The sequence below is a fragment of the Pseudomonas sp. H3_C08 genome (genome assembly GCF_054669455.1).
This window is the reverse complement of record NZ_CP162803.1, coordinates 23,370-47,970: the sequence shown is the minus strand read 5'-3', so window position 1 is coordinate 47,970 and position 24,601 is coordinate 23,370. Positions and strand designations below refer to the sequence as shown.

Sequence of the window (24,601 nt, the reverse complement as noted above, 5' to 3'; positions counted from 1 at the left end):
TCGTATCAGCAAGCGCCGCCGAGCGCAGAGAGAGCCTGTATGACCGTCAACCTCAAAACTCCCGAGGACATCGCTGGCATGCGCGTCGCCGGCAAACTGGCCGCCGATGTGCTGGAAATGATTGCCGAACATGTCAAACCGGGCGTCACCACCGATGAGCTGAACCAGATCTGCCACGACTACATCGTCAACGTGCAGCAAGCCATCCCTGCCCCGCTCAACTACAAGGGCTACCCGAAGTCGATCTGCACCTCGATCAACCATGTGGTCTGCCATGGCATCCCGAACGACAAGCCGCTGAAAAACGGTGACACCCTGAATATCGACGTCACCGTGATCAAGGACGGTTACCACGGCGACACCAGCCGCATGTTCCACGTCGGCGAAGTGCCGGTCTGGGCCGAGCGTCTGTCGCAGATCACCCAGGAATGCATGTACAAGGCGATCGAGATCGTCAAACCCGGCTGCCGCCTCGGCGACATCGGCGAAGTGATCCAGAAGCACGCCGAGAAGAACGGCTTCTCCGTGGTTCGCGAGTTCTGCGGTCACGGCATCGGCAAGGTCTTCCACGAAGAGCCGCAGATCCTCCACTACGGCCGCGCGGGCACCGGCATGGAACTGAAGGCCGGCATGACCTTCACCATCGAGCCGATGATCAACCAGGGCAAGGCCGACACCAAAGTACTCGGCGACGGCTGGACCGCGATCACCAAGGACCGCAAGCTCTCGGCACAGTGGGAACACACCCTGCTGGTCACCGACACCGGCTACGAGATCTTCACCCTGCGCGCCGATGACACCATCCCGCGCGTCTCGGCCTGATCCACACAACGCTCCCAGCCTTATAGAAGGAAAGCCAATCGATGCCGCAGGTGGATCCCGAACTCTTCGACCGCGGCCAGTTCCAGGCTGAACTGGCCCTGAAAGCGAGTCCTATCGCGGCGTTCAAGAAGGCGATCCGCCAGGCTCGCGAGGTGCTCGACACGCGTTTTCGCAATGGCCGCGACATCCGCCGCCTGATCGAAGACCGCGCCTGGTTCGTCGACAACATCCTGCAAAAGGCCTGGGAGCAGTTCAACTGGAGCGAAGACGCCGACATCGCGCTGGTCGCGGTCGGCGGCTACGGTCGCGGTGAGCTGCACCCTTATTCCGATATCGATCTGCTGATCCTGCTGGACAGCGCCGACCACGAAGTTTTCCGCGACTCCATCGAGCGTTTTCTGACGCTGCTGTGGGACATCGGCCTGGAAGTCGGTCAGAGTGTGCGCTCAGTCGATGAATGCGCCGAAGAGGCCCGTGCTGACCTGACCGTCGTCACCAACCTGATGGAAAGCCGCACCATCTGCGGTCCCGAGCGTCTGCGTCAGCGCATGCTCGATGTCACCAGCACCGCGCACATGTGGCCGGCCAAAGAGTTCTTCCTGGCCAAGCGCGCCGAGCAAAAAGCCCGTCACCACAAATACAACGACACCGAATACAACCTGGAACCCAACGTCAAAGGCTCGCCCGGCGGCCTGCGGGATATCCAGACGATTCTGTGGGTGGCCCGGCGTCAATACGGCACCCTGAACCTGCGCGCCCTCGCCGGCGAAGGCTTCCTGGTCGAAAGCGAAAACGCCCTGCTCGCCTCCTCTCAGGAATTCCTCTGGAAAGTGCGCTACGCCCTGCACATGCTGGCGGGCCGCTCAGAAGACCGCTTGCTGTTCGATCATCAGCGCACCATCGCCGGATTGCTCGGCTTTGAAGGCGACGACGCCAAACAGGCCGTCGAAAACTTCATGCAGCAATATTTCCGTGTGGTGATGAGCATTGCCCAGCTCAGCGACCTGATCATCCAGCACTTCGAGGAAGTCATTCTCGCGCCGGAAGACGAAGCTGCGCCGCAGCCGATCAACTCACGCTTCCAGTTGCACGACGGTTATATCGAGGCACGCAACGACAACGTGTTCCGCCGCACGCCATTCGCCATGCTCGAGATCTTCGTGCTGATGGCCCAGCAGCCGGAAATCAAAGGTGTGCGCGCCGATACCATTCGTCTGCTGCGGGAAAACCGTCACCTGATCGACGACAACTTCCGCAACGATATCCGTAACACCAGCCTGTTCATCGAGCTGTTCAAGTGCAAGATCGGCATCCACCGCAACCTGCGCCGGATGAACCGTTACGGCATTCTCGGGCGTTATCTGCCAGAGTTCGGTTTTATCGTCGGGCAGATGCAGCACGACCTGTTCCACATCTATACGGTCGATGCGCACACGCTTAACCTGATCAAGCACCTGCGCAAATTGCAGTACACCCAGGTCTCGGAGAAATTTCCGCTGGCCGCCAAACTCATGGCCAAACTGCCTAAGCCCGAACTGATCTACATGGCGGGCCTGTACCACGACATCGGTAAAGGCCGGCATGGCGATCACTCGGAGATCGGCGCAGTCGATGCCGAGGCGTTCGGCCAGCGTCATCAGTTGCCGGTGTGGGATAGCCGTCTGATTGTCTGGCTGGTGCAGAACCATCTGGTGATGTCGACCACCGCGCAGCGCAAGGACTTGTCCGACCCGCAAGTGATTCACGACTTTGCCCTGGCCGTTGGCGATGAAACCCGCCTCGACTATCTCTACGTGCTGACCGTGGCCGACATCAACGCGACCAACCCGACACTGTGGAACTCGTGGCGCGCCAGCCTGTTGCGCCAGCTCTACACCGAGACCAAGCGCGCCTTGCGCCGTGGCCTGGAAAACCCGGTGGACCGCGAAGAGCAGATCCGCCAGACCCAAAGCGCCGCGCTGGATATTCTGGTGCGTGGTGGCACCGACCCGGACGACGTCGAGCAGTTGTGGGCGCAATTGGGCGATGACTATTTCCTGCGCCACACCGCCGGCGACGTGGCCTGGCACAGCGATGCGATCCTGCAGCAACCGGTCGATGGCGGGCCGCTCGTGCTGATCAAGGAAACCACCCAGCGCGAGTTCGAGGGCGGCACGCAGATCTTCATTTATGCACCGGACCAGCACGACTTTTTCGCCGTGACCGTGGCGGCGATGGATCAGTTGAACCTGAACATTCACGACGCCCGGGTCATCACCTCGAGCAGCCAGTTCACCCTCGACACCTACATCGTGCTCGACAACGAAGGCGAATCCATCGGCGACAACCCGGCACGGGTCAAGCAGATCCGCGAAGGCCTGACCGAAGCCCTGCGCAACCCGGACGATTACCCGACGATCATCCAGCGCCGCGTACCGCGCCAGCTCAAGCATTTCGCCTTTGCGCCGCAGGTCACCATCCACAACGATGCGCAGCGTCCGGTGACCGTGCTGGAATTGACCGCCCCTGATCGCCCGGGCCTGCTGGCACGGATCGGCGGGATTTTCCTCGAGTTCGACCTGTCGCTGCAGAACGCCAAGATTGCGACCCTCGGCGAGCGCGTGGAGGACGTCTTCTTCATCACCGACGCCCACAACCAGCCGTTGTCCGACCCGTTGCTGTGCAGCCGTTTGCAGGATGCGATCGTTGAGCAACTGAGCGTCAATCAGGAACCCGATATCAAACTGTCGCGCCTCAGTATTTGATGGCGCCCCGGATTCAAATGGCTTTGCACGAGACCCAGCCCCAATGAACAACGCTCTGAACCAGCTCCAGCCGTACCCGTTCGAAAAGCTCCGCGCCCTGCTCGGCACCGTGACCCCGAACCCGGACAAACGCCCGATCGCCCTGTCGATCGGCGAGCCGAAACATCGCTCGCCAAGCTTTGTCGCCGAAGCGCTGGCCAACAGTCTGGATCAGATGGCCGTCTACCCGACCACCCTCGGTATCCCCGCCCTGCGCGAGGCCATTGCCGGCTGGTGCGAGCGTCGTTTCGGCGTACCAAGCGGCTGGATCGATCCGGCGCGCAACGTGTTGCCGGTCAATGGCACCCGTGAAGCGCTGTTCGCGTTCACCCAGACCGTGGTCAACCGTGGCGACGATGCGTTGGTGGTCAGCCCGAACCCGTTCTACCAGATCTACGAAGGCGCCGCGTTCCTCGCCGGGGCCAAGCCGCACTACCTGCCGTGCCTGGACGAGAACGGCTTCAACCCGGATTTCGATGCCGTTTCGCCGGACATCTGGAAACGTTGCCAGATCCTGTTCCTCTGCTCGCCGGGCAACCCGACCGGCGCACTGATCCCGGTCGACACCCTGAAAAAACTGATCGCCCTGGCTGACGAATACGATTTCGTGATCGCCGCCGACGAGTGCTACAGCGAGTTGTACTTCGACGAACAAACCCCTCCGCCGGGCCTGCTGACTGCCTGTGTTGAACTGGGTCGCAAGGATTTCAAGCGTTGCGTGGTGTTCCACAGCCTGTCCAAGCGTTCCAACCTGCCGGGCCTGCGCTCTGGCTTTGTTGCCGGCGATGCCGACATCCTCAAGGGCTTCCTGCTGTATCGCACCTACCACGGCTGCGCGATGCCGGTACAAACGCAACTGGCCAGCGTGGCGGCGTGGAATGACGAAGTGCATGTGCGCGCCAACCGTGCGCTGTACCGCGAGAAATTCGATGCGGTGCTGGAGATCCTCAGCCCGGTGATGGACGTGCAGCGTCCGGATGGCAGCTTCTATCTGTGGCCGAACGTGCAAGGTGATGACGCCGCATTCTGCCGCGACCTGTTTGAGCAAGAGCACGTGACCGTGGTGCCGGGTTCGTATCTGTCCCGTGATGTCGATGGCGTCAACCCGGGCGCAGGCCGTGTACGCATGGCGCTGGTTGCCCCCCTGGCCGAATGCGTCGAAGCCGCCGAACGGATTCGCGCCTTCATCACTCGCCAGCAGTAATCATCAAGAGTCCGCACCAGCCATCTGGTGCGGACTCTTGCTGGGTTATTTGACCTTCCCCAGATTGGCCTCACTCAAATCCAGATCGGCCAACACTTCTCTGAGGACGTCATCACCTATCTGGTGATGACGACTGAGGCTATAGAGTTCCAGACGCTGTGCCCTGAGCGCTTTCAGGCGCATGCGCCGCTCGAGTAAATCCATCTGAAACGCGAGGGCCTGCGCTTCGGCGGAATCGTTGAAGACATCCAGTTGATGACGATATTCGGACATGATCCGCGCCTTCAACTCGGCGGACAAAGCGGCCTGAGCAGCGTCCTGCGGAGTGGTTTCCTCTGTCTCGAGCGCATGAATCGCCGCTTCCGCGGTTTTGCGCCAGGCATCGCGCACTTCCTGGCGCCGCTTGTCGTCCGGGCTTTTTTCGATGCCGCGCAACAGCAGAGGCAGCGCGATGCATGCCGAAATCAGCGACAGCAGAATCACCCCGGCGGCGATGAAGATCAGCAAATCACGCTCGGGAAACGCGTCCGTCCCCATCAACATCGGCACCGACATCACGCCGGCCAGCGTTACTGCACCGCGCACACCGCCGACAGTCAGCAGCCAGCAGGAGCGCGCGGTCGGGACTTGCGTCAGCTCGTCCTTGCCGCGCAAGCGTCGCAACAGCACCGATAAACGCCAGATGCTCTGCACCCAGACAAACCGCAACAACACCAGCGCAAGAAAAATCGCCACGACATCGAGGCAGCGATAGAACAACGTCGGCCACAACGTCGGCTCGTGACTGACCACGGCTTTGATGATGTCCGGCAATTGCAGGCCGAGCAGGAGGAAAATCAAACCGTTGAAAGCGAACTCCAGCAGCGACCAGACGCTGCGATTGAGCAAGCGGGTGCTGGTCTGCCGAGGCAACAGATCAAGCCAGCTCTGCATCATCCCTGCCGCCACGGCCGAGAGAATGCCCGAGACGCCAAGACGCTCGGCCAGCACATAAGCCGCGAACGGCAGCAACAACATGAACACCACGTGCGTCGCCGGATCATCCCAGCCACGGGCAATCATCCACGCCCGCAAGCGCCCGACCAGCCAGCTCAAGGCCACACCGACCGCCAACCCGCCGAGCGCCACCAGGACGAAAGTCAGGCTGGCATTGGTCAGCGAGAACACGCCTGTGATGGCCGCCACCAGGGCGAACTTGAACGTCACCAGACCGGAGGCATCGTTCATCAGCGCCTCGCCCTGCAATATATGCATCAACGGGGTCGGCAAGCGGTTTTGTGAAATGGCCGACACCGCCACAGCGTCCGTCGGCGACAACACTGCCGCCAGGGCGAAGGCCACCGGCAGCGGAATTGACGGCAACAGCCAATGAATGAAGTAGCCGGCGCCGACCACGGTAAACAGTACCAGCCCGACGGCCAGCGTCAGAATCGGCCCGCGCAGTTGCCAGAACTCACGCTTGGGCATGCGCCAGCCATCGGAAAACAACAAGGGCGGCAGGAACAGAAACAGGAATAATTCGGGATCGAGGGCCACGTGCAGACCCAGGGTCGGCCAGGCGAGCAAGGCGCCGGCGGCGATCTGCACCAATGGCAGCGGCAACGGGATGACCCGTCCGACCAGACGCGAAACGCTAACCAGCATCAGCAGGATCAGGACGGTGTAAGCAGTTTGCATATAGCGGAAATCTCAGACAATCGACAGCGTTGAACTGCCATATTAGCCGCTTAGGATGCGTCTGACCGTTGCACCTATGTCGCAGCCTGGAACAACGCCCATTGTGGGAGCGAGCCTGCTCGCGAATGCGGTCGTTCATCGAACAGAGATATTGACTGACAGGGCCTCTTCGCGAGCAAGCTCGCTCCCACAGGGTTTTGCATTACCAAATCGACCTGAGGCGCCGCGAACCGGTTCGGTCATGGCATAATCCGACACCATTTTTCTCCAGCACCTGTAAAGGGGGCGATTCCTTGACCGTTTCAAGTAAAACGTTGCACCTTTTCGGCATCAAAGCCTGCGACACCATGAAGAAGGCGCGCACCTGGCTCGATGAACACGCTGTCAGCTACGACTTTCACGATTACAAAACCGCCGGCATCGACCGTGAACACCTGACCCAATGGTGTGACGAACACGGCTGGCAAACGGTGTTGAACCGCGCAGGCACGACCTTTCGCAAACTCGACGACGAACGCAAAGCCGATCTCGACCAGTCGAAAGCCATCGAACTGATGCTCGCTCAACCCTCGATGATCAAGCGCCCGGTGCTCGATCTCGGTGACCGAACCCTGATTGGCTTCAAGCCAGACATCTACGCGGCCGCACTCAAATAAGCAGCCCGTCACTTATTGCTAGAGGTATTCACATGTCCAACTCCCTGTTCAGCATCGCCTTTGGTGTCGGCACTCAGAACCGTCAAGGCGCCTGGCTGGAAGTGTTCTACGCCCAGCCACTGCTCAATCCGTCGGCCGAACTGGTCGCTGCCGTTGCGCCGATCCTCGGTTACACCGCAGGCAATCAGGCCATCACCTTCACCACCGCGCAGGCTGCGCAACTGGCTGAAGCCGTGAAAGGCATCGACGCCGTACAAGGCAAGCTGCTGACCCGTCTGGCCGAGAGCCACAAGCCGCTGGTCGCCACCCTGCTGGCCGAAGACGCGCAACTGACCTCGACACCTGAGGCTTACCTCAAGCTGCATCTGCTGTCGCACCGTCTGGTCAAGCCGCACGGCGTGAGCCTGGCCGGGATCTTCCCGCTGCTGCCGAACGTAGCGTGGACCAGCCAAGGCGCCATCGACCTGAGCGAACTGGCGGAAATGCAACTGGAGGCCCGTCTGCGTGGCGAGCTGCTGGAAGTGTTCTCGGTAGACAAGTTCCCGAAAATGACCGACTACGTGGTACCGGCTGGCGTGCGCATCGCTGACGCCGCGCGTCTGCGTCTGGGTGCTTACGTGGGCGAAGGCACCACCGTGATGCACGAAGGCTTCATCAACTTCAACGCCGGCACCGAAGGCCCGGGCATGATCGAAGGCCGCGTTTCCGCTGGCGTATTCGTCGGCAAGGGCTCGGACCTGGGCGGCGGTTGCTCGACCATGGGCACCCTGTCGGGCGGCGGCAACATCGTGATCAAGGTCGGCGAAGGCTGCCTGATCGGCGCCAACGCCGGTATCGGTATCCCGTTGGGCGACCGCAACACCGTTGAGTCGGGCCTGTACGTCACGGCCGGTACCAAGGTTGCCCTGCTGGACGAGCACAACAATCTGGTTAAAGTTGTGAAAGCGCGTGAGCTGGCCGGTCAGACTGACCTGCTGTTCCGTCGCAATTCGGAAACCGGTGCTGTGGAGTGCAAAACCCACAAATCGGCGATCGAACTGAACGAAGCGCTGCACGCTCACAACTAAGCAGCACATTGATAACCTGTGGGAGCGAGCCTGCTCGCGAAGCTTTTGGCGTCCTCAAGGACGCCTTCGCGAGCAAGCTCGCTCCCACAGTGTCTTGTGTACATCCCGCCCAAGTTCACAGGGCTGAACAAATGATGATTCCCTCCCCGTGGCGTGCCGATTTCCCGGCCATCGCCGCGCTGCAACGGCAAGACCAGACCTATCTGGACAACGCCGCCACCACGCAAAAACCCCAAGCCCTGCTCGACGCACTGACGCATTACTACGCCAACGGCGCAGCCAATGTGCATCGTGCGCAACACCTGCCCGGCGCTCATGCCACGCAGGCGTTCGAGGACAGTCGGCTGAAGGTTGCCCAGTGGCTGAATGCCGATGACAGTGGGCAAATCATCTTTACTCACGGCGCCACCAGTGCGCTGAACCTCCTGGCGTATGGCCTGGAACCTCTTTTCCACCCGGGCGATGAAATTGTCATCAGCGCCCTGGAGCATCACGCCAACCTGCTGCCGTGGCAGCAACTGGCCCAACGGCGAAGTCTCAAACTGGTGATCCTGCCGCTGGATGCCGACGGTCTGATCGACCTTGCTGCCGCTGTGCACCTGATCGGCCCGCGCACGCGCTTGCTGGCGGTCAGTCAGTTGTCCAACGTGCTCGGTTCGTGGCAGCCATTGCCGGCGTTGCTGGGCATGGCCAAGGCGCACAACGCGCTGACCGTGGTCGATGGCGCGCAAGGCGTGGTGCATGGTCGGCATGACGTGCAGGCGCTGGGTTGCGACTTCTACGTGTTTTCCAGCCACAAGCTGTACGGCCCCGATGGCCTCGGCGTGCTGTTCGGACGCAACGCTGCGCTTGAACAACTGAAGCCCTGGCAGTTCGGCGGCGAAATGGTGCTGGAAGCCAACTATCACGACGCGCGTTTCCGCCCGGCGCCGCTGGGCTTCGAGGCGGGCACGCCGCCGATTGCCAGTGTGATCGGCCTTGGCGCGACGCTGGATTATCTGGCCGGTCTGGATCAGGACGCGGTGTCCGCCCACGAGGCTGCGCTGCATGACTATTTGCTGCGTGGCCTCGCCGCCCGTAACGGCATTCGTTTGCTCGGAAATCCGCAATTGGCGCTGGCGAGTTTTGTTGTCGAGGGTGTGCATAACGCCGATCTCGCGCATCTTTTGACCGAGCAAGGGATCGCGGTGCGCGCCGGGCATCACTGCGCGATGCCGCTGCTGAAAAGCTTCGAACTGGCTGGGGCGATTCGGGTGTCGCTGGCGCTGTACAACGATTCCGAGGATCTGGAACGCTTCTTTGAAGCGCTGGATCAGGCGCTGGAGTTGTTGCGATGAGTTTGCCGGTTGAGGCCGCCGAGGCGCTGCAGACTTTTCAGAATGCAGCGGGCTGGGAACAACGGGCGCGGTTGTTGATGCAGTTTGGTGATCGTTTGCCGCCACTAAGTGAAGCCGAAAAGTGCGAGGCTAACCGGGTGCATGGCTGTGAGAGTCAGGTCTGGCTGGTTGGTGAACTGCACGACGGTCACTGGCAATTCAGCGCCAGCAGCGATGCGCGGATGATTCGTGGGTTGGTGGCGTTGTTGCTGTTGCGGGTTAACGGGTTGTCGGCGACTGATTTAAAGCAAATCGACTTGCCTGATTGGTTTAATCAGCTCGGCCTGTCGCGCCAGCTATCGCCATCGCGCAGCAATGGCCTGAATGCTGTGCTCCAGCGGATGAATGAGTTGGCACTTTAAAGCGGCTGCTTCGCAGCCATCGCGAGCAGGCTCACTCCTACAATTGGAACGCATTCCCCCTGTAGGAGCGAGCCTGCTCGCGAAGAGGTCATCAGCCTCACCGATCAAACCTCAGGCTTAATGCGATCCGCCGGGCGCCGCACACCCGCGACAATCTTGTCCACAGCCTTGGTCGCCGCAACCATACCGAACGTTGCCGTCACCATCATCACCGCACCAAACCCGCCGGCGCAGTCGAGCTTCACACCGTCACCGACAAAACTCTTCTGCAAGCAAATGCTGCCATCCGGTTTCGGGTAGCGCAGTTGTTCCGTGGAGAACACACACGGCACGCTGTAATGGCGGGTCACGGTGCGCGAAAAACCATAATCACGACGCAACGTCGAACGCACTTTCGAGGCCAACGGGTCGTTGAACGTGCGGTTGAGATCGCACACCTGAATCAGCGTCGGATCGATCTGCCCGCCCGCACCGCCGGTAGTGATGATCTGGATCTTGCGGCGCTTGCACCAGGCAATCAGCGCAGCCTTGGCGTTGACCGCGTCGATGCAGTCGATCACGCAGTCGATGTTCGGCGTGATGTATTCGGCCATGGTGTCGCGGGTGACGAAATCCGCCACGGCGTGCACCGTGCAATCCGGGTTGATCCCGCGCAGACGCTCGGCCATCACTTCGACCTTGGGCTTGCCGACGGTGCTGTCCAGCGCGTGCAACTGGCGGTTGGCGTTGCTGACGCAAACGTCATCAAGGTCGAACAGCGAAATCTCGCCGACGCCACAACGGGCCATGGCTTCCGCCGCCCAGGAACCGACGCCACCGACGCCGACAATCGCCACATGGGCCGCGCGCAAGCGCTCCATGCCTTCGATGCCATACAAACGGGCGATGCCTGCAAACCGCGGATCTTCTGTACTCATGACCATTACCCCAAAAACCGGCGCGCATTATAGGGCTACACAGCGACAAGTTTTAAGCTTCGAACTACAAGTGTAAGAACTTAAGTCAAAGTCGGCTGCCCAATGTCGGGCATTTCCCTGTCTGATGTACGACTTGCGAACTGCCGGTGTAGGATGCGCGCCCCTCGGGCGTATAGCCGACCGATCCTCCGTTCCACAGCCTTTGGAACCCGAAATAGCTATGTCATCGCGTAAATTTGGACTCAACCTGGTGGTGGTTCTGGCAATCGCCGCCCTGTTTACCGGTTTCTGGGCGCTGATCAATCGCCCGGTTTCCGCGCCGAACTGGCCGGAGCAGATCTCCGGTTTCTCCTATTCGCCGTTCCAGCAGGGACAATATCCGCAAAAAGATCAGTACCCGACTGACGACGAAATGCGCCGCGACCTGGAGATCATGAGCAAGCTGACGGATAACATCCGCATCTACTCGGTCGACGGTTCGCTGCAAGACATCCCGAAACTGGCTGAAGAATTCGGCCTGCGCGTGACGCTGGGGATCTGGATCAGCCCGGATCAGGAACGCAACGAACGGGAAATCACCCGTGCCATCGAACTGGCCAACACTTCACGCAGCGTGGTGCGCGTGGTGGTCGGTAACGAAGCGATCTTCCGCAAGGAAATCACCGCCCAAGAGCTGAGCGTGCTGCTCGATCGCGTGCGCGCAGCGGTGAAAGTGCCGGTGACCACCTCCGAGCAATGGCACGTCTGGGAAGAACACCCGGAGCTGGCCAAACACGTTGACCTGATCGCTGCGCACGTTTTGCCGTACTGGGAGTTCATTCCGGTCGACAAGGCCGGCCAGTTCGTTTTTGATCGCGCTCGCGATCTGAAAAAGCTCTTCCCGAAAAAACCGCTGCTGCTCTCCGAGGTCGGCTGGCCGAGCAACGGTCGCATGCGTGGCGGTGCCGATGCGTCGCCGGCGGATCAGGCGATCTACTTGCGCACACTGGTCAACAAGCTCAACCGCCAAGGCTTCAACTACTTCGTGATCGAGGCGTTTGACCAGCCGTGGAAGGCCAGCGACGAAGGCTCGGTCGGCGCGTACTGGGGCGTGTTCAACGCTGCGCGTCAGCAAAAATTCAACTTCGAAGGCCCGGTGGTCGCGATCCCGCAGTGGCGCGTGCTGGCGATCGGTTCGGTGGTGCTGGCGCTGTTGTCGCTGACCTTGCTGATGATCGACGGCTCAGCATTGCGTCAGCGTGGGCGGATCTTCCTGACCTTTATCGCCTTCCTCTGTGGTTCGGTGCTGGTGTGGATCGGTTACGACTACAGCCTGCAATACAGCACGTGGTTCAGTTTGACCGTCGGCTTCCTCTTGGCGCTGGGTGCACTCGGGGTGTTCATCGTTTTGCTCACCGAAGCGCATGAACTGGCCGAAGCGGTGTGGATTCACAAGCGGCGGCGTGAGTTCCTGCCGGTCGAGGGCGACTCCAGCTATCGCCCGAAAGTCTCGATCCATGTGCCGTGCTACAACGAGCCGCCGGACATGGTCAAACAGACCCTCGACGCCCTCGCCGCGCTCGATTATCCGGACTACGAAGTCCTGATCATCGACAACAACACCAAGGATCCGGCGGTGTGGGAGCCGGTGCGCGATTACTGCGAAACCCTCGGCCCACGCTTCAAGTTCTTCCACGTCTCGCCGCTGGCCGGTTTCAAGGGTGGCGCGCTGAACTACCTGATTCCGCACACGGCCAAGGATGCCGAAGTCATCGCGGTAATCGACTCCGATTACTGCGTGCACCCGAACTGGCTCAAGCACATGGTGCCGCACTTCGCCGACCCGAAAATCGCCGTGGTGCAGTCGCCGCAGGATTATCGCGATCAGAACGAAAGCACCTTCAAGAAGCTCTGCTACGCCGAATACAAAGGCTTCTTCCATATCGGCATGGTCACTCGTAACGACCGTGACGCGATCATCCAGCATGGCACCATGACCATGACCCGCCGCTCGGTGCTGGAAGAATTGGGTTGGGCTGACTGGTGCATCTGTGAAGACGCCGAACTCGGTCTGCGCGTGTTCGAGAAAGGCCTGTCGGCGGCGTATTACCACGACAGCTACGGCAAGGGCCTGATGCCGGATACGTTTATCGACTTCAAGAAGCAGCGTTTCCGCTGGGCCTACGGTGCGATTCAGATCATCAAGCGCCACACCGGCAGCCTGTTGCGCGGCAAGGACACCGAGCTGACCCGTGGCCAGCGTTACCACTTCCTCGCGGGCTGGTTGCCGTGGGTCGCGGACGGCATGAACATCTTCTTCACCGTCGGCGCGCTGTTGTGGTCGGCGGCGATGATCATCGTGCCGCAGCGGGTCGATCCGCCGTTGCTGATCTTCGCAATCCCGCCACTGGCGCTGTTCGTGTTCAAGGTCGGCAAGATCATATTCCTCTACCGTCGCGCGGTCGGCGTGAACCTGAAAGATGCGTTTTGCGCGGCACTGGCTGGGCTGGCGTTATCGCACACCATCGCCAAAGCGGTGCTGTACGGTTTCTTCACCAGCAGCATTCCGTTCTTCCGCACGCCGAAAAACGCCGACAACCATGGTTTCTGGGTGGCGATTTCCGAAGCGCGCGAAGAGCTGTTCATCATGCTGCTGTTGTGGGGCGCGGCGCTGGGGATCTTCCTGGTCAACGGCATGCCGAGCAACGACATGCGTTTCTGGGTGGTGATGTTGCTGGTGCAGTCGCTGCCGTATCTGGCGGCGCTGATCATGGCGTTCCTGTCGTCGCTGCCGAAACCGGCGGCTGCAGCGGAACCGGCGCCGGTCGTCTAAATCCTCATCGAAGCACTAAACGGCGGCCAATGGTCGCCGTTTTGCTTTAAGATAACCGCCATTTTGCGGGGCTTGGCGGCGTTCGGCTCATTGGCCGAACCCAATTCCTGTAGGTTAGTCCGCGCCCACATTCATGATCTTCGGAGTTTTCCATGACGGCCCACGCCGACCTTTCGCCGACCCTCCAACTCGCCATCGACCTGATCCGCCGTCCGTCCGTGACGCCGGTCGACGCCGATTGCCAGAAGCAGATGATGCAGCGCCTGGGCGATGCCGGTTTCAATCTCGAGCCGATGCGCATCGAAGATGTGGATAACTTCTGGGCCACCCACGGCAACAACGACGGCCCGGTGCTGTGCTTCGCCGGCCACACCGACGTGGTGCCGACCGGCCCGGTCACGGCGTGGCAGATCGACCCGTTCAACGCGCTGATCGATGAACACGGCATGCTCTGCGGCCGTGGCGCAGCGGACATGAAAGGCAGCCTGGCGTCGATGACCGTCGCCGCCGAGCGCTTTGTCGCTGACTACCCGAACCACAAGGGCAAGGTCGCGTTCCTGATCACCAGCGACGAAGAAGGCCCGGCGCACCATGGCACCAAGGCTGTGGTCGAGCGTCTTGCTGCGCGTAACGAGCGTCTGGACTGGTGCATCGTTGGCGAACCATCGAGCACCACTTTGGTTGGCGACGTGGTGAAGAACGGCCGTCGCGGCTCGCTCGGTGCCAAGCTCACCGTCAAAGGCATTCAGGGTCACGTCGCTTACCCGCATCTGGCGAAGAACCCGATCCACCTCGCTGCTCCGGCGCTGGCCGAACTGGCTGCCGAGCACTGGGATCACGGCAACGATTTCTTCCCGCCGACCAGTTTCCAGATCTCCAACGTCAATTCCGGCACTGGCGCGACCAACGTGATTCCGGGTGATCTGGTGGCGGTGTTCAACTTCCGCTTCTCCACCGAATCGACCGTCGAAGGCCTGCAGAAACGCGTGGCCGATATTCTCGACAAGCACGATCTGGACTGGCACATCGACTGGGCACTGTCCGGCCTGCCGTTCCTCACCGAACCGGGCGCGCTGCTCGACGCGGTGTCGGCGAGCATCAAGGACATCACCGGTCGTGAGACTAAAGCGTCCACCAGCGGCGGAACGTCCGACGGCCGTTTCATCGCGACCATGGGCACGCAAGTGGTTGAACTGGGCCCGGTCAACGCGACCATTCACCAGGTCAACGAACGCGTTCTGGCCGCCGATCTCGATGTGCTGACCGAGATCTACTACCAGACCCTGATCAAGTTGCTCGCCTGATGCTCGCTTGCCCCATCTGCAGTGAACCGCTGAACACAGTGGACAACGGCGTGGTCTGCCCCGCCGGGCATCGCTTCGACCGAGCGCGTCAGGGATATCTGAACCTGCTGCCGGTACAGCACAAGAACAGCCGTGATCCTGGCGACAACCAGGCCATGGTCGAAGCACGCCGGGACTTCTTGAACGCCGGGCATTACGCGCCGGTGGCCAAGCGTCTGGCCGAGTTGGCGGCGAGTTATGCGCCGGATCGCTGGGTCGATATTGGTTGTGGCGAGGGTTACTACACCGCGCAGATCGCCGAGGCCTTGCCGAACGCGGATGGCTACGCACTGGATATTTCCCGTGAAGCGATCAAACGCGCCTGCAAACGTAATCCGGCGATCACTTGGTTGATCGCCAGCATGGCCCGCGTGCCGTTGGCGTCGGGCAGTTGCCAGTTTCTCGCCAGCGTTTTCAGTCCTCTGGACTGGGAAGAAGCCAAGCGTCTGCTCAGTGTCGGCGGCGGTCTGATGAAAGTCGGCCCGACGAGCGGCCACCTGATGGAGTTGCGCGAACGTCTTTATGACGAAGTGCGTGAATACACCGACGACAAGCATCTGGCCCTGGTGCCGGAAGGCATGGCGCTGGCGCACAGCGAAACCCTGGAATTCAAGCTGACGCTGGACAAGCCTGAGGATCGCGCCAACCTGTTGGCGATGACACCTCACGGCTGGCGCGCCAGTGCCGAGCGTCGTGCGGCGGTGATCGAACAGGCCGAGCCGTTCGTGACCACCGTGTCGATGCGCTACGATTATTTCGTTCTTCAATAACTTTTGGTCTCGGGCGAGTGCCCGGGGCCGGCTAAATCCGCGAATGGATTTTTCAGACCCGCAGTGAGGACATCCATGCGCCAACCGGACATCGAGATTTACCTGAAAGACGCCGACGTCGACCACAAGGCCATTTCGGCCTGGCTGGGCGAAGCGTTGGGCCCGTGCAGTGACTGGGTACAGAAAGGCCAGACTTACAAGTGCACAGCCGGCAACGTGCCGGTGACCTGGCTGCCGAAAGCCGTGGGCAAGTGGAACAGCCTGTACCTCGAAAGCGACCAGACCCCATGGGACGACGACATCGCCTGCGCCCGCGCCGCCTTTGCTGCGCTAAACGTCGAAGTGCGTTGCGCGCCGGGGACGTGGGTTGAAGAAGAAGGTGAAGAGACGGCGGATCGCTGGATGCGTATCAGCGCAGACGGTGAAGAAGAAATCACCTGGAAAACCGCCTGAAAGCAAAAGATCGCTGTCTCGGACAGCGATCTTTCGACCTTGAAATTACAAGTTACACCCTGAATAGCTCCCTCAGTTCCAGTTGCCCACCGCTTGATCGGCTTTTATGAATTCAAACCGTGCGGAATCGGCAGTTGTTCGGGCCATCGTCAGCTTGATAATCGGTATTGCCTTGCTGGAATACTTGTAAAAATCCTCCTGGTTGAACCGGGCAGCCGCCAAACCATTACTCGTATAAAAGAATGCCTTGATTGGAATGGTCGTATGGATGTTCTGTGGCCATGTCGCCAGACGGATTTCATTCCACGAGTTGAACGACTCGGCCCCCATTAACTTCATGGCCAGTATTCCCTGATAAAACGCATTGGCTGCAAGCGTTCCCTGACCGGGTCGGACATTGAACCCACACTGCCGCTGGTATTTCCAGCCTGTGGGTCCTTGGTTGTAATGGGTGAGCCATCCTGCAGCAGTGGTAATTCCCTGCTGCTCGCATGAGCGACTGACCGTCGGATAATTACTGGATACACCACAGCCCTGATCGCCCCTTATATCACTGCCTCCGTCTATGGGAAAAATGCATAGAACCTGAACTTCCACACTCCCCGCCGGGCGCTGCTGAAGTGGAAAAAAGACGAAACCACTGGTGTTTGGATAGTTGGAGGGAAATCCTTTGAAGTGCGCATCTTTACGCAAGTAAAAAAATGAAACTCCTCCATTCTGCTGCGAAAGCGGACTGGGGTTCCAGGCGCGATAAGCCGTACCGTTGATCGTCGCCCGCAATATGACACCCGAGCACAACGCCGCTGGTAGCGAAGCACTGCCGCAATTTTGTCGCGTATCGGCGTACTGTGCATTGAGATCATTGGCAACGCGTTGCCCATCTCCTCCCGGCTCCGTACCGATTACCCGCACGGGCAGCGCTGACGAGGTAATCAGATTGCCCGCGCCACCCACCTTGTAGGTGTAAGTGAGGTTAAACGTACGACCCTTGTTTTCGGTGATCCAGGCTTTGGGCAACTTGAAGGTCAGCGTGCCTGCGGTGGATACGGTCTGGATCGGTGCATCACGCAACGCCACACCGGTCAGGCGCACGCCGACAGTATCTTTCGCTGCCAGGCTCGGATAACTGACCTGAACGTTGGCTTCGGTGCCGAGCGTGTCGACGTTCAACTCACCCGTCGGTGCTTCGACCACTTTGAATACGTTCTGGCCCTGAGCACTGACCACGCGAATGCTCAGTGGCGACGAGGTAATCAGACTGCCCGCGCCACCTACCTTGTAGGTATAAGTGAGGTTGAACGTACGACCCTTGTTTTCGCTGATCCAGGCTTTGGGCAACTTGAAGGTCAGCGTGCCTGCGGTGGACACGGTCTGGATCGGCGCATCACGCAACGCCACACCGGTCAGGCGTACACCGACGGTGTCCTTCGCTGCCAGGCTCGGATAACTGACCTGGACGTTGGCTTCGGTACCGAGCGTGTCGACGTTCAACTCACCCGTCGGTGCTTCGACCACCTTGAATACGTTCTGGCCCTGAGCACTGACCACGCGAATGCTCAGTGGCGACGAGGTAATCAGACTGCCCGCGCCACCTACCTTGTAGGTATAAGTGAGGTTGAACGTACGACCCTTGTTTTCGCTGATCCAGGCTTTGGGCAACTTGAAGGTCAGCGTGCCTGCGGTGGACACGGTCTGGATCGGCGCATCACGCAACGCCACACCGGTCAGGCGTACACCGACGGTGTCCTTCGCTGCCAGGCTCGGATAACTGACCTGGACGTTGGCTTCGCTGCCGAGCGTGTCGACGTTCAACTCACCGACTGGCGCTTCAACCACTTTGAATATCGAAGATTGCGCGTCAAACGTATTCTGAGTTTCGTTCTGTGATGGTGATGACTGAACCGTCATTGCCCGGAAGCCGGGTTGCGCAACCTCTGAGGGAGTGGGTTGCACCGAGCATCCAACAACTCCCATTATCAGAAAAATCGAAACACTCTTCCACATGGCCGCTTTCCTCTCGAACAGACAACGCCCTGGAAACTCTGATTCACAGGGATTTTGTTCCGCGAAGGTAAGCGTGAGAAAAAAAGACGTCTACTGTCATAACTGACAGGGTGATTGTTTATACAGCATTGAGTTCAGGACTTTCTCGCCCCAAAAAAGATCGCAGCCTGCGGCAGCGCCTTCAGGGTCATGTGCACACCCGTAGACTGCGATCTTTTGATCTTCAAGGTTACAGGCCTACAACATCCTCAGCCTGCAAACCCTTCTCGCCAGTAATCACTGCGTATTCAACCTGCTGGCCTTCAGTCAGCGACCGATGCCCTTCGCCGCGAATCGCGCGGTAGTGCACGAACACGTCCACCCCGTCTTCGCGCTGGATAAAGCCGTAGCCCTTGGCGTCGTTGAACCACTTCACGTTGCCGGTTTCACGTGTTGCCATCTGTTCATACTCCTTTTTTATTATTGGACAGGCTTTTCGCAGGAAAGCCTTTGCGGAACGTCAGCCTGCTTCCGACGTCCATAAAAGGCCCCCGGCGACAGACCGCCGAGTATATGACAGGTGCGGAAAGTCTCAACAGGAGATTAGTTCGCCGCTTTTTTGCCGATTTTCGCCCAATACGGCAAACTGTCGCCCTCCCGAGCAACCGCTCGGTTTATCCACTCACGCAGAAGCCGTATGACCCGTTCCCCGTTCCGCCGTCTAGTGTTTGGCACCTTGCGCCGACTGTTGTACCTCTGGGTTCGCTCGGAAACGATCAACCAGTCGTCGCTCACCCTCAACCTCGACCGCAGTCGTCCGGTGTTCTACGTCCTGCAAAACCCTTCGCTGACCGATCTGGCCGTGGTCGATACCGAGTGCACCAAGGCCGGCCTGCCACGTCCGGTGCTGCCAGTGTCGGTGGGTTCGCTGATCGAACCGGCGGCGTTTTTCTACCTGACGCCGGATCCGGACTGGCTCGGTCGCCAGGACAAGCGCGGCGCACCGCCGACCCTGACCCGCCTTGTCAGTGCCCTGACGCAGAACGCTGCCGAAGACGCGCAGATCATTCCGGTCAGCGTGTTCTGGGGCCAGTCGCCGGACAGCGAAAACAGTCCTTGGAAATTGTTGTTCGCCGACAGCTGGGCGGTCACCGGGCGCCTGCGTCGGCTGCTGAGCATCATCGTCCTCGGGCGCAAAACCCGCGTGCAGTTCTCCGCACCGATTCACCTGCGTGAGCTGATCGAGCACAACAAGGGCCACGAACGCACCGTGCGCATGGCCCAGCGCATCCTGCGCGTACACTTTCGCAACCTCAAAGCAGCGGTCATCGGCCCGGACATTTCCCACCGGCGCAACCTGGTCAAAGGCCTGCTCAACCAGCCGCTGGTCAAGCAAGCGATCCTCGACGAAGCCGAGCGCGAAAACATCTCGCCGGAGAAAGCCAAGGCCCAGGCTTTGCGCTACGGCAACGAGATTGCCTCGGACTATACCTACACCGCGATCCGCTTCCTCGAAGTGGTGCTGAGCTGGTTCTGGAACAAGATCTACGACGGCATCAAGGTCAACCACATCGAAGGCGTGCAGAAGGTCGCGCAAGGTCACGAAGTGATCTACGTGCCGTGCCATCGCAGCCACATCGACTACCTGCTGCTCTCATATCTGCTGTTCCGCAACGGCCTGACCCCGCCGCACATCGCCGCCGGGATCAACCTGAACATGCCGGTGATCGGCAGCCTGCTGCGCCGTGGCGGTGCGTTCTTCATGCGCCGCACGTTCAAGGGCAATCCGCTGTACACCTCGGTGTTCAACGAATATCTACACACGCTGTTCACCAAAGGCTTCCCGGTCGAATACTTCGTCGAGGGTGGCCGCTCGCGCACCGGGCGCATGCTGCAACCGAAAACCGGCATGCTCGCCATTACGATGCGCAGCTTCCTGCGTTCGTCGCGGATGCCGATCGTGTTTGTGCCGGTGTACATCGGCTATGAGCGCGTGCTGGAGGGTCGCACCTACCTCGGCGAATTGCGTGGCGCGAGCAAGAAGAAAGAATCGATCTTCGACATTTTTAAAGTCATCGGCGCGCTCAAGCAGCGTTTCGGTCAGGTTGCGGTGAACTTCGGTGAGCCGATCAAACTGGCGGAGTTCCTCGACGCCGAGCAACCGGACTGGCGCCAGCAGGAACTCGGCCCGCAGTACAAACCGGCGTGGCTCAACGAGACCACCAATCGCCTCGGCGAAAAAGTTGCGCAGCATTTGAACGAAGCCGCTGCGATCAACCCGGTCAACCTCGTGGCGCTGGCACTGCTGTCGACTACGCGTCTGGCGCTGGATGATCGCGCCATGGCGCGAGTGCTGGATCTGTATCTGGCGCTGCTGCGCAAAGTCCCGTACTCGCCGCACACCACGCTGCCGGAAGGCGACGGCCGTGCGCTGATCGAGCATGTGAAAGACATGGACCTGCTCGCCGAGCAGAACGATGCGCTGGGCAAGATTCTCTATCTGGACGAGCAGAATGCCGTCCTGATGACCTACTACCGCAACAACGTGCTGCACATCTTCGCGTTGCCTGCACTGCTGGCGAGCTTCTTCCAGAGCGCTTCGCGCATGAGCCGCGAACAGATCCTGCGCTACACCCGCGCGCTGTATCCGTACCTGCAATCTGAGCTGTTCATTCGCTGGACGCTGGACGAACTGGACGGTGTGGTCGATCAGTGGCTGGAAGCGTTCGTCGAACAAGGCCTGTTGCGTTTCGAGAAAGACGTCTATCTGCGTCCGGCACCAAGTTCGCGGCATTTCGTCCTGCTGACGCTGCTGTCGAAGAGCATCGCGCAGACCTTGCAGCGCTTCTACATGACCGTGTCCTTGCTGCTCAACAGCGGCCAGAACAGCATCAGCGCCGAAGAGCTGGAAGACCTCTGCACGGTCATGGCCCAGCGCCTGTCGATCCTCCATGGCTTGAATGCCCCGGAGTTCTTCGACAAGAGCCTGTTCCGTCACTTCATCCAGACAATGCTCGACCTCGACGTGCTGCGCCGCGACGAGGCCGGCAAACTGAGTTATCACGAACTGCTTGGCGAGCTTGCCGAAGGTGCAGCCAAACGCGTGTTGCCGGCGGAAATTCGACTGTCGATCCGCCAGGTTGCGCTGCATCGCAGTGAAGATGCTGCCGATCAGGTCATCACTCAACCCGAGACCTGATGCAAACCCTGTGGGAGCGAGCCTGCTCGCGAAGACGGAGTGTCAGACAACTGAAATGTTGAATGCTAAACCGCTATCGCGAGCAGGCTCGCTCCTACAATTGAATGGAGAACATCATGAAAAAACTGACTCTGCTCGCCGCCGCAACACTGCTCAGCGCCTGCCAGTCGACCACACCTGCCGGCAAGGTCGGCCTCGACGGTGAAGTGTTCTACCTGCAGCGCATCGCTCTGCCTCCGAGCGCGACCCTCAGCGTGAGCCTGCAAGACGTCTCGCTGGCAGATGCGCCAGCCGTGGTACTGGACGAGCAAAAAGGTCCGGTCAAAGGCCAGGTGCCGCTGCCCTTCCACTTGAGCTACGATCCAGCGCAGATCAAACCTGGCCACCGTTACTCGGTCAGCGCGCGCATTGAAGTCAACGGTGAGTTGATGTTCATCACCGCCGAAAACCACGCCGTGCAACTCGACGGCAACGACCCGCAGCCGCTGAAAATCCGCGTCGACGCCGTTCGTTAATTCACTTTCTGCAACAAGGAAGCCGCCATGCTCCGCCCTACCCTTCGCTTCGCCGGCCTGTGCGCAGGCCTGATGATCTCCGCCAGCGCGCTGGCCCTGTCGCTCAGTGACCTGTCGCAAACAGACGCCACCGGCGGCCTCAAGGATGCCCTGACCCAAGGCGCGCAAATCGCCGTCAAGCAACTGGGCACACCCGGCGGCTTCAGCAACAACCCCGACGTGAAGATCGAACTGCCGGGCAAACTCGGCAAAGCCGCGAGCAAAATGAAAGCCTTCGGCATGGGTGCTCAGGTTGAAGAACTGGAAACCGCGATGAACAAAGCGGCGGAAAGCGCTGTAACTCAAGCCCAGCCCATCCTCGTCGACGCCGTGAAGAAAATGAGCGTGGCAGACGCCAAAGGCATCCTCAGCGGCGGCAAGGACTCGGCCACGCAATACCTCGACAAATCCAGCCGCGAACAGATCCGCGCCAAGTTCCTGCCGATCGTCAAACAGGCGACCGACAAGGTTGGCGTAGCACAGAAGTACAACTCGTTCGCTGGTCAGGCTGCTGCGTTTGGCGTTGTCGATGCGAAGAGCGCCAACGTTGAGAATTACGTGACCGAGCAGGCGCTGAATGGCTTGTTCGAGATGATCGGCAAACAGGAAGAAACCATCCGCCAGAACCCGGCTGCTGCGGCGACCAGTTTGGCGAAGAAGGTATTCGGCACGCTCTAAGCAGTCAGAGCACGGGGGCGAATCCACTCGCTCCTGTGCTTCACTCCACGTAAGGGACTACGTAAAAAGAACACCCACTCTCGTCCCATCCTCTTTTTTCTCAAAAACCTGTAACTGGTCCAGCCCCTTCAGAACCAAAGCCGCCTCGCGGTGCGAGCAAACAAAATTTTCCGCCACATTGCTCGCTGTGAACTCCTTCGCCACCCCGTTTTTTGCCGCCTGATACACCGCGTGTTGTTTTTTCGTCATCTGATCGAAGCAGCCAGAATTCGTCAGCCAGCGCTCGAACTCTTCGGCGTAGGCCACGCTCTCGCGATAAACATCCGTAAACCCGAGCACCGCTCGCTGAATGACCGAACACTGGAACTCGATGAAATAAGTCAGATCCAGCTCATCCGCCTCTGTATGCAGATATGAGCGCCCGTATTTCACCGGCGCATTACGCAGTAACAAACTGATCGCAACGTAGCGAAACGCCGCAAACTCGTTCTTGAACATGAACCAGTAAAACAACGCCCTTGCGACCCGCCCGTTGCCGTCACGAAAGGGATGTTCGTAACCCAAGGCAAAGTGCAGCGTAATTGCCTTGATCAGCGGATGCAGATAGCTCTTCTCTTGCGGTGAGCCGTCGGGCAGGTTGACCCACTGCGACAGTCGTTCCAGCCGCAATACCAATCCTGCTGCAGGTGGTGGTCGGTGCACGGTGTTGCCCGCCCCGTCCTGAACGACCACTTCGTCATTGATCCTGAACACCCCGGGGGAATACTGCTCGTCATCAATGCCCTCGACCCCCACCCGATGAATCGCTGCGATCAGATCCACGCTCATGGGTTCGTAACGTCTCTCCCAGGCAAAATTCATCATCCGGTAATTACCCATCACCATGCGTTCATCCGGAGTACGGGGCAGACGCTGCTGCTTGAGCATGTCCTTGGCTACGCGCGTGGTGGTCGCCGCGCCCTCCAACTGACTACTGGCGATGGCCTCGTCTTCGATCAGATCGTTCAGCAGATAACTGAAATGCGCCCGCTCGCCGATCTGGCTGGTCATGAATTCCAGCGCGGCCGTACTGGCCTGCCGATCGACGATGGAGATGGTTTTCTGTGCCAAAGGGGTCAACAGATACTTGCCCCACTGCACCGGCTCGCCCAGCGGCAGAAGGTCGATGTACTGGGCCGCCCGCGCCTTCTTGACCAACGCCCAACACAGTTTGGCATCCAGCCCCGCCGCCCAGCGATAACGCAACGCTTCAAATGGCAGATAACGCCCTTGATCATCGAGCGGCTTGAGCAGCGCAAGATAATCCGCCAGACGATGCTTGTGGGGCGGGCGCACCAGCAAATCGAACACCGGGTCGGATCGGCCCTTCAAGGATGGAGGCTTTTTCATCAAGGCGGACTCAAGGACTCTGGAAAAGCAGAGGCTTGAGTACAGCATTAGCGGCACCCTGGCTCAATATCAGAGGTTTCTGAAAAAGATGTAGGAAGTCGCGGGAGCAGAGCGAGCAATGGATATTCAGACAGACAGGTAGCGACTGACGTGCTGTCATCGCTGGCAAGCCAGCTCCCACAATTTGAACTGGGTGCATTCAGGCAGAGGATCGTTGGATTTCAGAACGCCTTCGCGAGCAAGCTCGCTCCCACAGTTGGATTGCGTACATCTGCAAAAAACAGGTCGGCTGTCAGGCCGCCATCGCGAGCAGGCTCACTCCCACAGTTGGATTGCGTACATCTGCAAAAACCTGGTCGGCTATCAGGCCGCCTTCGCGAGCAAGCTCACTCCCACAGAAAAGCGAGAGCAGATCGCTTCTGCTCCTCACCACTCAACAGGATGAGCGTTAGCTCGGCTGCAGCTTTTGATCTTAAGGCCCGTCGGCAGGCTGAGTGGAGGGATTGATCCGGGGGGTGGGAGCGCAGCGACCGTTCGACGAAGTCGAACACATCGA

General features: G+C 59.8%; 18 protein-coding genes and 1 pseudogene. 14 read left to right on the top strand and 5 right to left on the bottom strand.

The window, feature by feature from the left end; translation table 11 throughout:
- Window positions 1-39 precede the first annotated feature (39 nt).
- The 3 genes from map to dapC are packed head-to-tail and all read left to right on the top strand — an operon-like array spanning window position 40 to window position 4,809.
- On the top strand, window positions 40-822 hold the full coding sequence (gene map, locus AB4N74_RS00210; protein WP_007908857.1) for a type I methionyl aminopeptidase: 783 nt from the start codon (window positions 40-42) through the stop codon (window positions 820-822).
- Between the two features lie 41 nt (window positions 823-863).
- Window positions 864-3,566 (top strand): [protein-PII] uridylyltransferase, encoded by a 2,703-nt coding sequence (locus AB4N74_RS00205; protein ID WP_460097968.1) that lies wholly within the window; start codon window positions 864-866, stop codon window positions 3,564-3,566.
- Between the two features lie 43 nt (window positions 3,567-3,609).
- Window positions 3,610-4,809, top strand: coding sequence for a succinyldiaminopimelate transaminase (gene dapC / locus AB4N74_RS00200; RefSeq protein ID WP_093436601.1), 1,200 nt, complete (start codon window positions 3,610-3,612; stop codon window positions 4,807-4,809).
- Window positions 4,810-4,854: 45 nt separating this feature from the next.
- On the opposite strand, the gene AB4N74_RS00195 is transcribed toward dapC, so the two are convergent.
- On the bottom strand, window positions 4,855-6,486 hold the full coding sequence (locus AB4N74_RS00195) for a Na+/H+ antiporter (RefSeq protein WP_460097967.1): 1,632 nt from the start codon (window positions 6,484-6,486) through the stop codon (window positions 4,855-4,857).
- 347 nt (window positions 6,487-6,833) lie between these two features.
- Here AB4N74_RS00195 and AB4N74_RS00190 point away from each other — a divergent pair, with 347 nt between their 5' ends.
- The 4 genes from AB4N74_RS00190 to AB4N74_RS00175 all read left to right on the top strand — a co-directional run bounded on the left by AB4N74_RS00190 (window position 6,834) and on the right by AB4N74_RS00175 (window position 9,947).
- Window positions 6,834-7,142 carry an arsenate reductase gene (locus AB4N74_RS00190; protein ID WP_042607053.1) on the top strand — a complete coding sequence of 103 codons (309 nt, stop codon included), beginning with the start codon at window positions 6,834-6,836 and terminating at the stop codon, window positions 7,140-7,142.
- Between the two features lie 32 nt (window positions 7,143-7,174).
- Window positions 7,175-8,209: a 2,3,4,5-tetrahydropyridine-2,6-dicarboxylate N-succinyltransferase gene (gene dapD / locus AB4N74_RS00185; RefSeq protein WP_093436607.1), complete on the top strand. Its 1,035-nt coding sequence runs from the start codon at window positions 7,175-7,177 to the stop codon at window positions 8,207-8,209.
- A gap of 131 nt (window positions 8,210-8,340) precedes the next feature.
- The gene (locus AB4N74_RS00180; protein WP_460097966.1) at window positions 8,341-9,546 is read left to right on the top strand and encodes an aminotransferase class V-fold PLP-dependent enzyme; all 1,206 of its coding nucleotides are present in this window, start codon (window positions 8,341-8,343) and stop codon (window positions 9,544-9,546) included.
- Entirely contained in the window at window positions 9,543-9,947 is a 405-nt protein-coding gene (locus AB4N74_RS00175; protein WP_460097965.1) for a SufE family protein, read from the top strand. Before AB4N74_RS00180 ends, AB4N74_RS00175 begins: the two co-directional genes overlap by 4 nt.
- Before the next feature lie 104 nt (window positions 9,948-10,051).
- Here the strand turns inward: AB4N74_RS00175 and tcdA are convergent, their stop codons facing one another.
- Window positions 10,052-10,870, bottom strand: a complete 819-nt coding sequence (gene tcdA, locus AB4N74_RS00170) for a tRNA cyclic N6-threonylcarbamoyladenosine(37) synthase TcdA (protein ID WP_093436616.1) — start codon at window positions 10,868-10,870, stop codon at window positions 10,052-10,054.
- A 214-nt stretch (window positions 10,871-11,084) separates the two neighbouring features.
- On the opposite strand from tcdA, the gene AB4N74_RS00165 reads away from it, so the two are divergent.
- The 4 genes from AB4N74_RS00165 (at window position 11,085) to AB4N74_RS00150 (ending at window position 16,242) form a co-directional block, all read left to right on the top strand.
- Window positions 11,085-13,676, top strand: a complete 2,592-nt coding sequence (locus AB4N74_RS00165) for a glycosyltransferase (protein WP_093436619.1) — start codon at window positions 11,085-11,087, stop codon at window positions 13,674-13,676.
- A 152-nt stretch (window positions 13,677-13,828) separates the two neighbouring features.
- A complete protein-coding gene (dapE, locus tag AB4N74_RS00160; protein WP_093436622.1) occupies window positions 13,829-14,980 on the top strand; it encodes a succinyl-diaminopimelate desuccinylase in 1,152 nt (383 codons plus the stop codon).
- Entirely contained in the window at window positions 14,980-15,789 is an 810-nt protein-coding gene (locus AB4N74_RS00155) for a putative RNA methyltransferase (RefSeq protein WP_460097964.1), read from the top strand. Before dapE ends, AB4N74_RS00155 begins: the two co-directional genes overlap by 1 nt.
- 75 nt (window positions 15,790-15,864) lie before the next feature.
- Window positions 15,865-16,242: a hypothetical protein gene (locus AB4N74_RS00150; protein WP_093436628.1), complete on the top strand. Its 378-nt coding sequence runs from the start codon at window positions 15,865-15,867 to the stop codon at window positions 16,240-16,242.
- Between the two features lie 72 nt (window positions 16,243-16,314).
- Here the strand turns inward: AB4N74_RS00150 and AB4N74_RS00145 are convergent, their stop codons facing one another.
- Window positions 16,315-18,246: a hypothetical protein gene (locus tag AB4N74_RS00145; protein ID WP_460097962.1), complete on the bottom strand. Its 1,932-nt coding sequence runs from the start codon at window positions 18,244-18,246 to the stop codon at window positions 16,315-16,317.
- Window positions 18,247-18,475: 229 nt separating this feature from the next.
- A complete protein-coding gene (locus AB4N74_RS00140) occupies window positions 18,476-18,685 on the bottom strand; it encodes a cold-shock protein (protein WP_007908870.1) in 210 nt (69 codons plus the stop codon).
- A gap of 237 nt (window positions 18,686-18,922) precedes the next feature.
- Between AB4N74_RS00140 and plsB the strand changes: the two genes are divergently transcribed.
- The 3 genes from plsB to AB4N74_RS00125 all read left to right on the top strand — a co-directional run bounded on the left by plsB (window position 18,923) and on the right by AB4N74_RS00125 (window position 22,656).
- Window positions 18,923-21,424, top strand: coding sequence for a glycerol-3-phosphate 1-O-acyltransferase PlsB (gene plsB / locus AB4N74_RS00135; protein WP_093436637.1), 2,502 nt, complete (start codon window positions 18,923-18,925; stop codon window positions 21,422-21,424).
- Between the two features lie 116 nt (window positions 21,425-21,540).
- A complete protein-coding gene (locus tag AB4N74_RS00130) occupies window positions 21,541-21,939 on the top strand; it encodes a YbaY family lipoprotein (RefSeq protein WP_320335712.1) in 399 nt (132 codons plus the stop codon).
- A gap of 27 nt (window positions 21,940-21,966) precedes the next feature.
- A complete protein-coding gene (locus tag AB4N74_RS00125; RefSeq protein ID WP_093436645.1) occupies window positions 21,967-22,656 on the top strand; it encodes a DUF4197 domain-containing protein in 690 nt (229 codons plus the stop codon).
- Here the strand turns inward: AB4N74_RS00125 and AB4N74_RS00120 are convergent.
- Window positions 22,653-24,045 (bottom strand): annotated as a pseudogene (locus AB4N74_RS00120) (Fic family protein). The gene AB4N74_RS00125 and the pseudogene AB4N74_RS00120 overlap by 4 nt on opposite strands.
- Window positions 24,046-24,601: the final 556 nt, after the last annotated feature.

Coding starts and splice junctions, on each gene's coding strand:
- AB4N74_RS00180 (WP_460097966.1), top strand. CDS start 8,341: ATGATGATTCCCTCCCCGTGGCGTGCCGATTTCCCGGCCATCGCCGCG.
- dapD (WP_093436607.1), top strand. CDS start 7,175: ATGTCCAACTCCCTGTTCAGCATCGCCTTTGGTGTCGGCACTCAGAAC.
- AB4N74_RS00140 (WP_007908870.1), bottom strand. CDS start 18,685: ATGGCAACACGTGAAACCGGCAACGTGAAGTGGTTCAACGACGCCAAG.
- AB4N74_RS00165 (WP_093436619.1), top strand. CDS start 11,085: ATGTCATCGCGTAAATTTGGACTCAACCTGGTGGTGGTTCTGGCAATC.
- dapC (WP_093436601.1), top strand. CDS start 3,610: ATGAACAACGCTCTGAACCAGCTCCAGCCGTACCCGTTCGAAAAGCTC.
- AB4N74_RS00155 (WP_460097964.1), top strand. CDS start 14,980: ATGCTCGCTTGCCCCATCTGCAGTGAACCGCTGAACACAGTGGACAAC.
- plsB (WP_093436637.1), top strand. CDS start 18,923: ATGACCCGTTCCCCGTTCCGCCGTCTAGTGTTTGGCACCTTGCGCCGA.
- dapE (WP_093436622.1), top strand. CDS start 13,829: ATGACGGCCCACGCCGACCTTTCGCCGACCCTCCAACTCGCCATCGAC.
- AB4N74_RS00195 (WP_460097967.1), bottom strand. CDS start 6,486: ATGCAAACTGCTTACACCGTCCTGATCCTGCTGATGCTGGTTAGCGTT.
- tcdA (WP_093436616.1), bottom strand. CDS start 10,870: ATGGTCATGAGTACAGAAGATCCGCGGTTTGCAGGCATCGCCCGTTTG.
- AB4N74_RS00175 (WP_460097965.1), top strand. CDS start 9,543: ATGAGTTTGCCGGTTGAGGCCGCCGAGGCGCTGCAGACTTTTCAGAAT.
- AB4N74_RS00125 (WP_093436645.1), top strand. CDS start 21,967: ATGCTCCGCCCTACCCTTCGCTTCGCCGGCCTGTGCGCAGGCCTGATG.
- AB4N74_RS00190 (WP_042607053.1), top strand. CDS start 6,834: ATGAAGAAGGCGCGCACCTGGCTCGATGAACACGCTGTCAGCTACGAC.
- AB4N74_RS00145 (WP_460097962.1), bottom strand. CDS start 18,246: ATGTGGAAGAGTGTTTCGATTTTTCTGATAATGGGAGTTGTTGGATGC.
- AB4N74_RS00130 (WP_320335712.1), top strand. CDS start 21,541: ATGAAAAAACTGACTCTGCTCGCCGCCGCAACACTGCTCAGCGCCTGC.
- AB4N74_RS00205 (WP_460097968.1), top strand. CDS start 864: ATGCCGCAGGTGGATCCCGAACTCTTCGACCGCGGCCAGTTCCAGGCT.
- AB4N74_RS00150 (WP_093436628.1), top strand. CDS start 15,865: ATGCGCCAACCGGACATCGAGATTTACCTGAAAGACGCCGACGTCGAC.
- map (WP_007908857.1), top strand. CDS start 40: ATGACCGTCAACCTCAAAACTCCCGAGGACATCGCTGGCATGCGCGTC.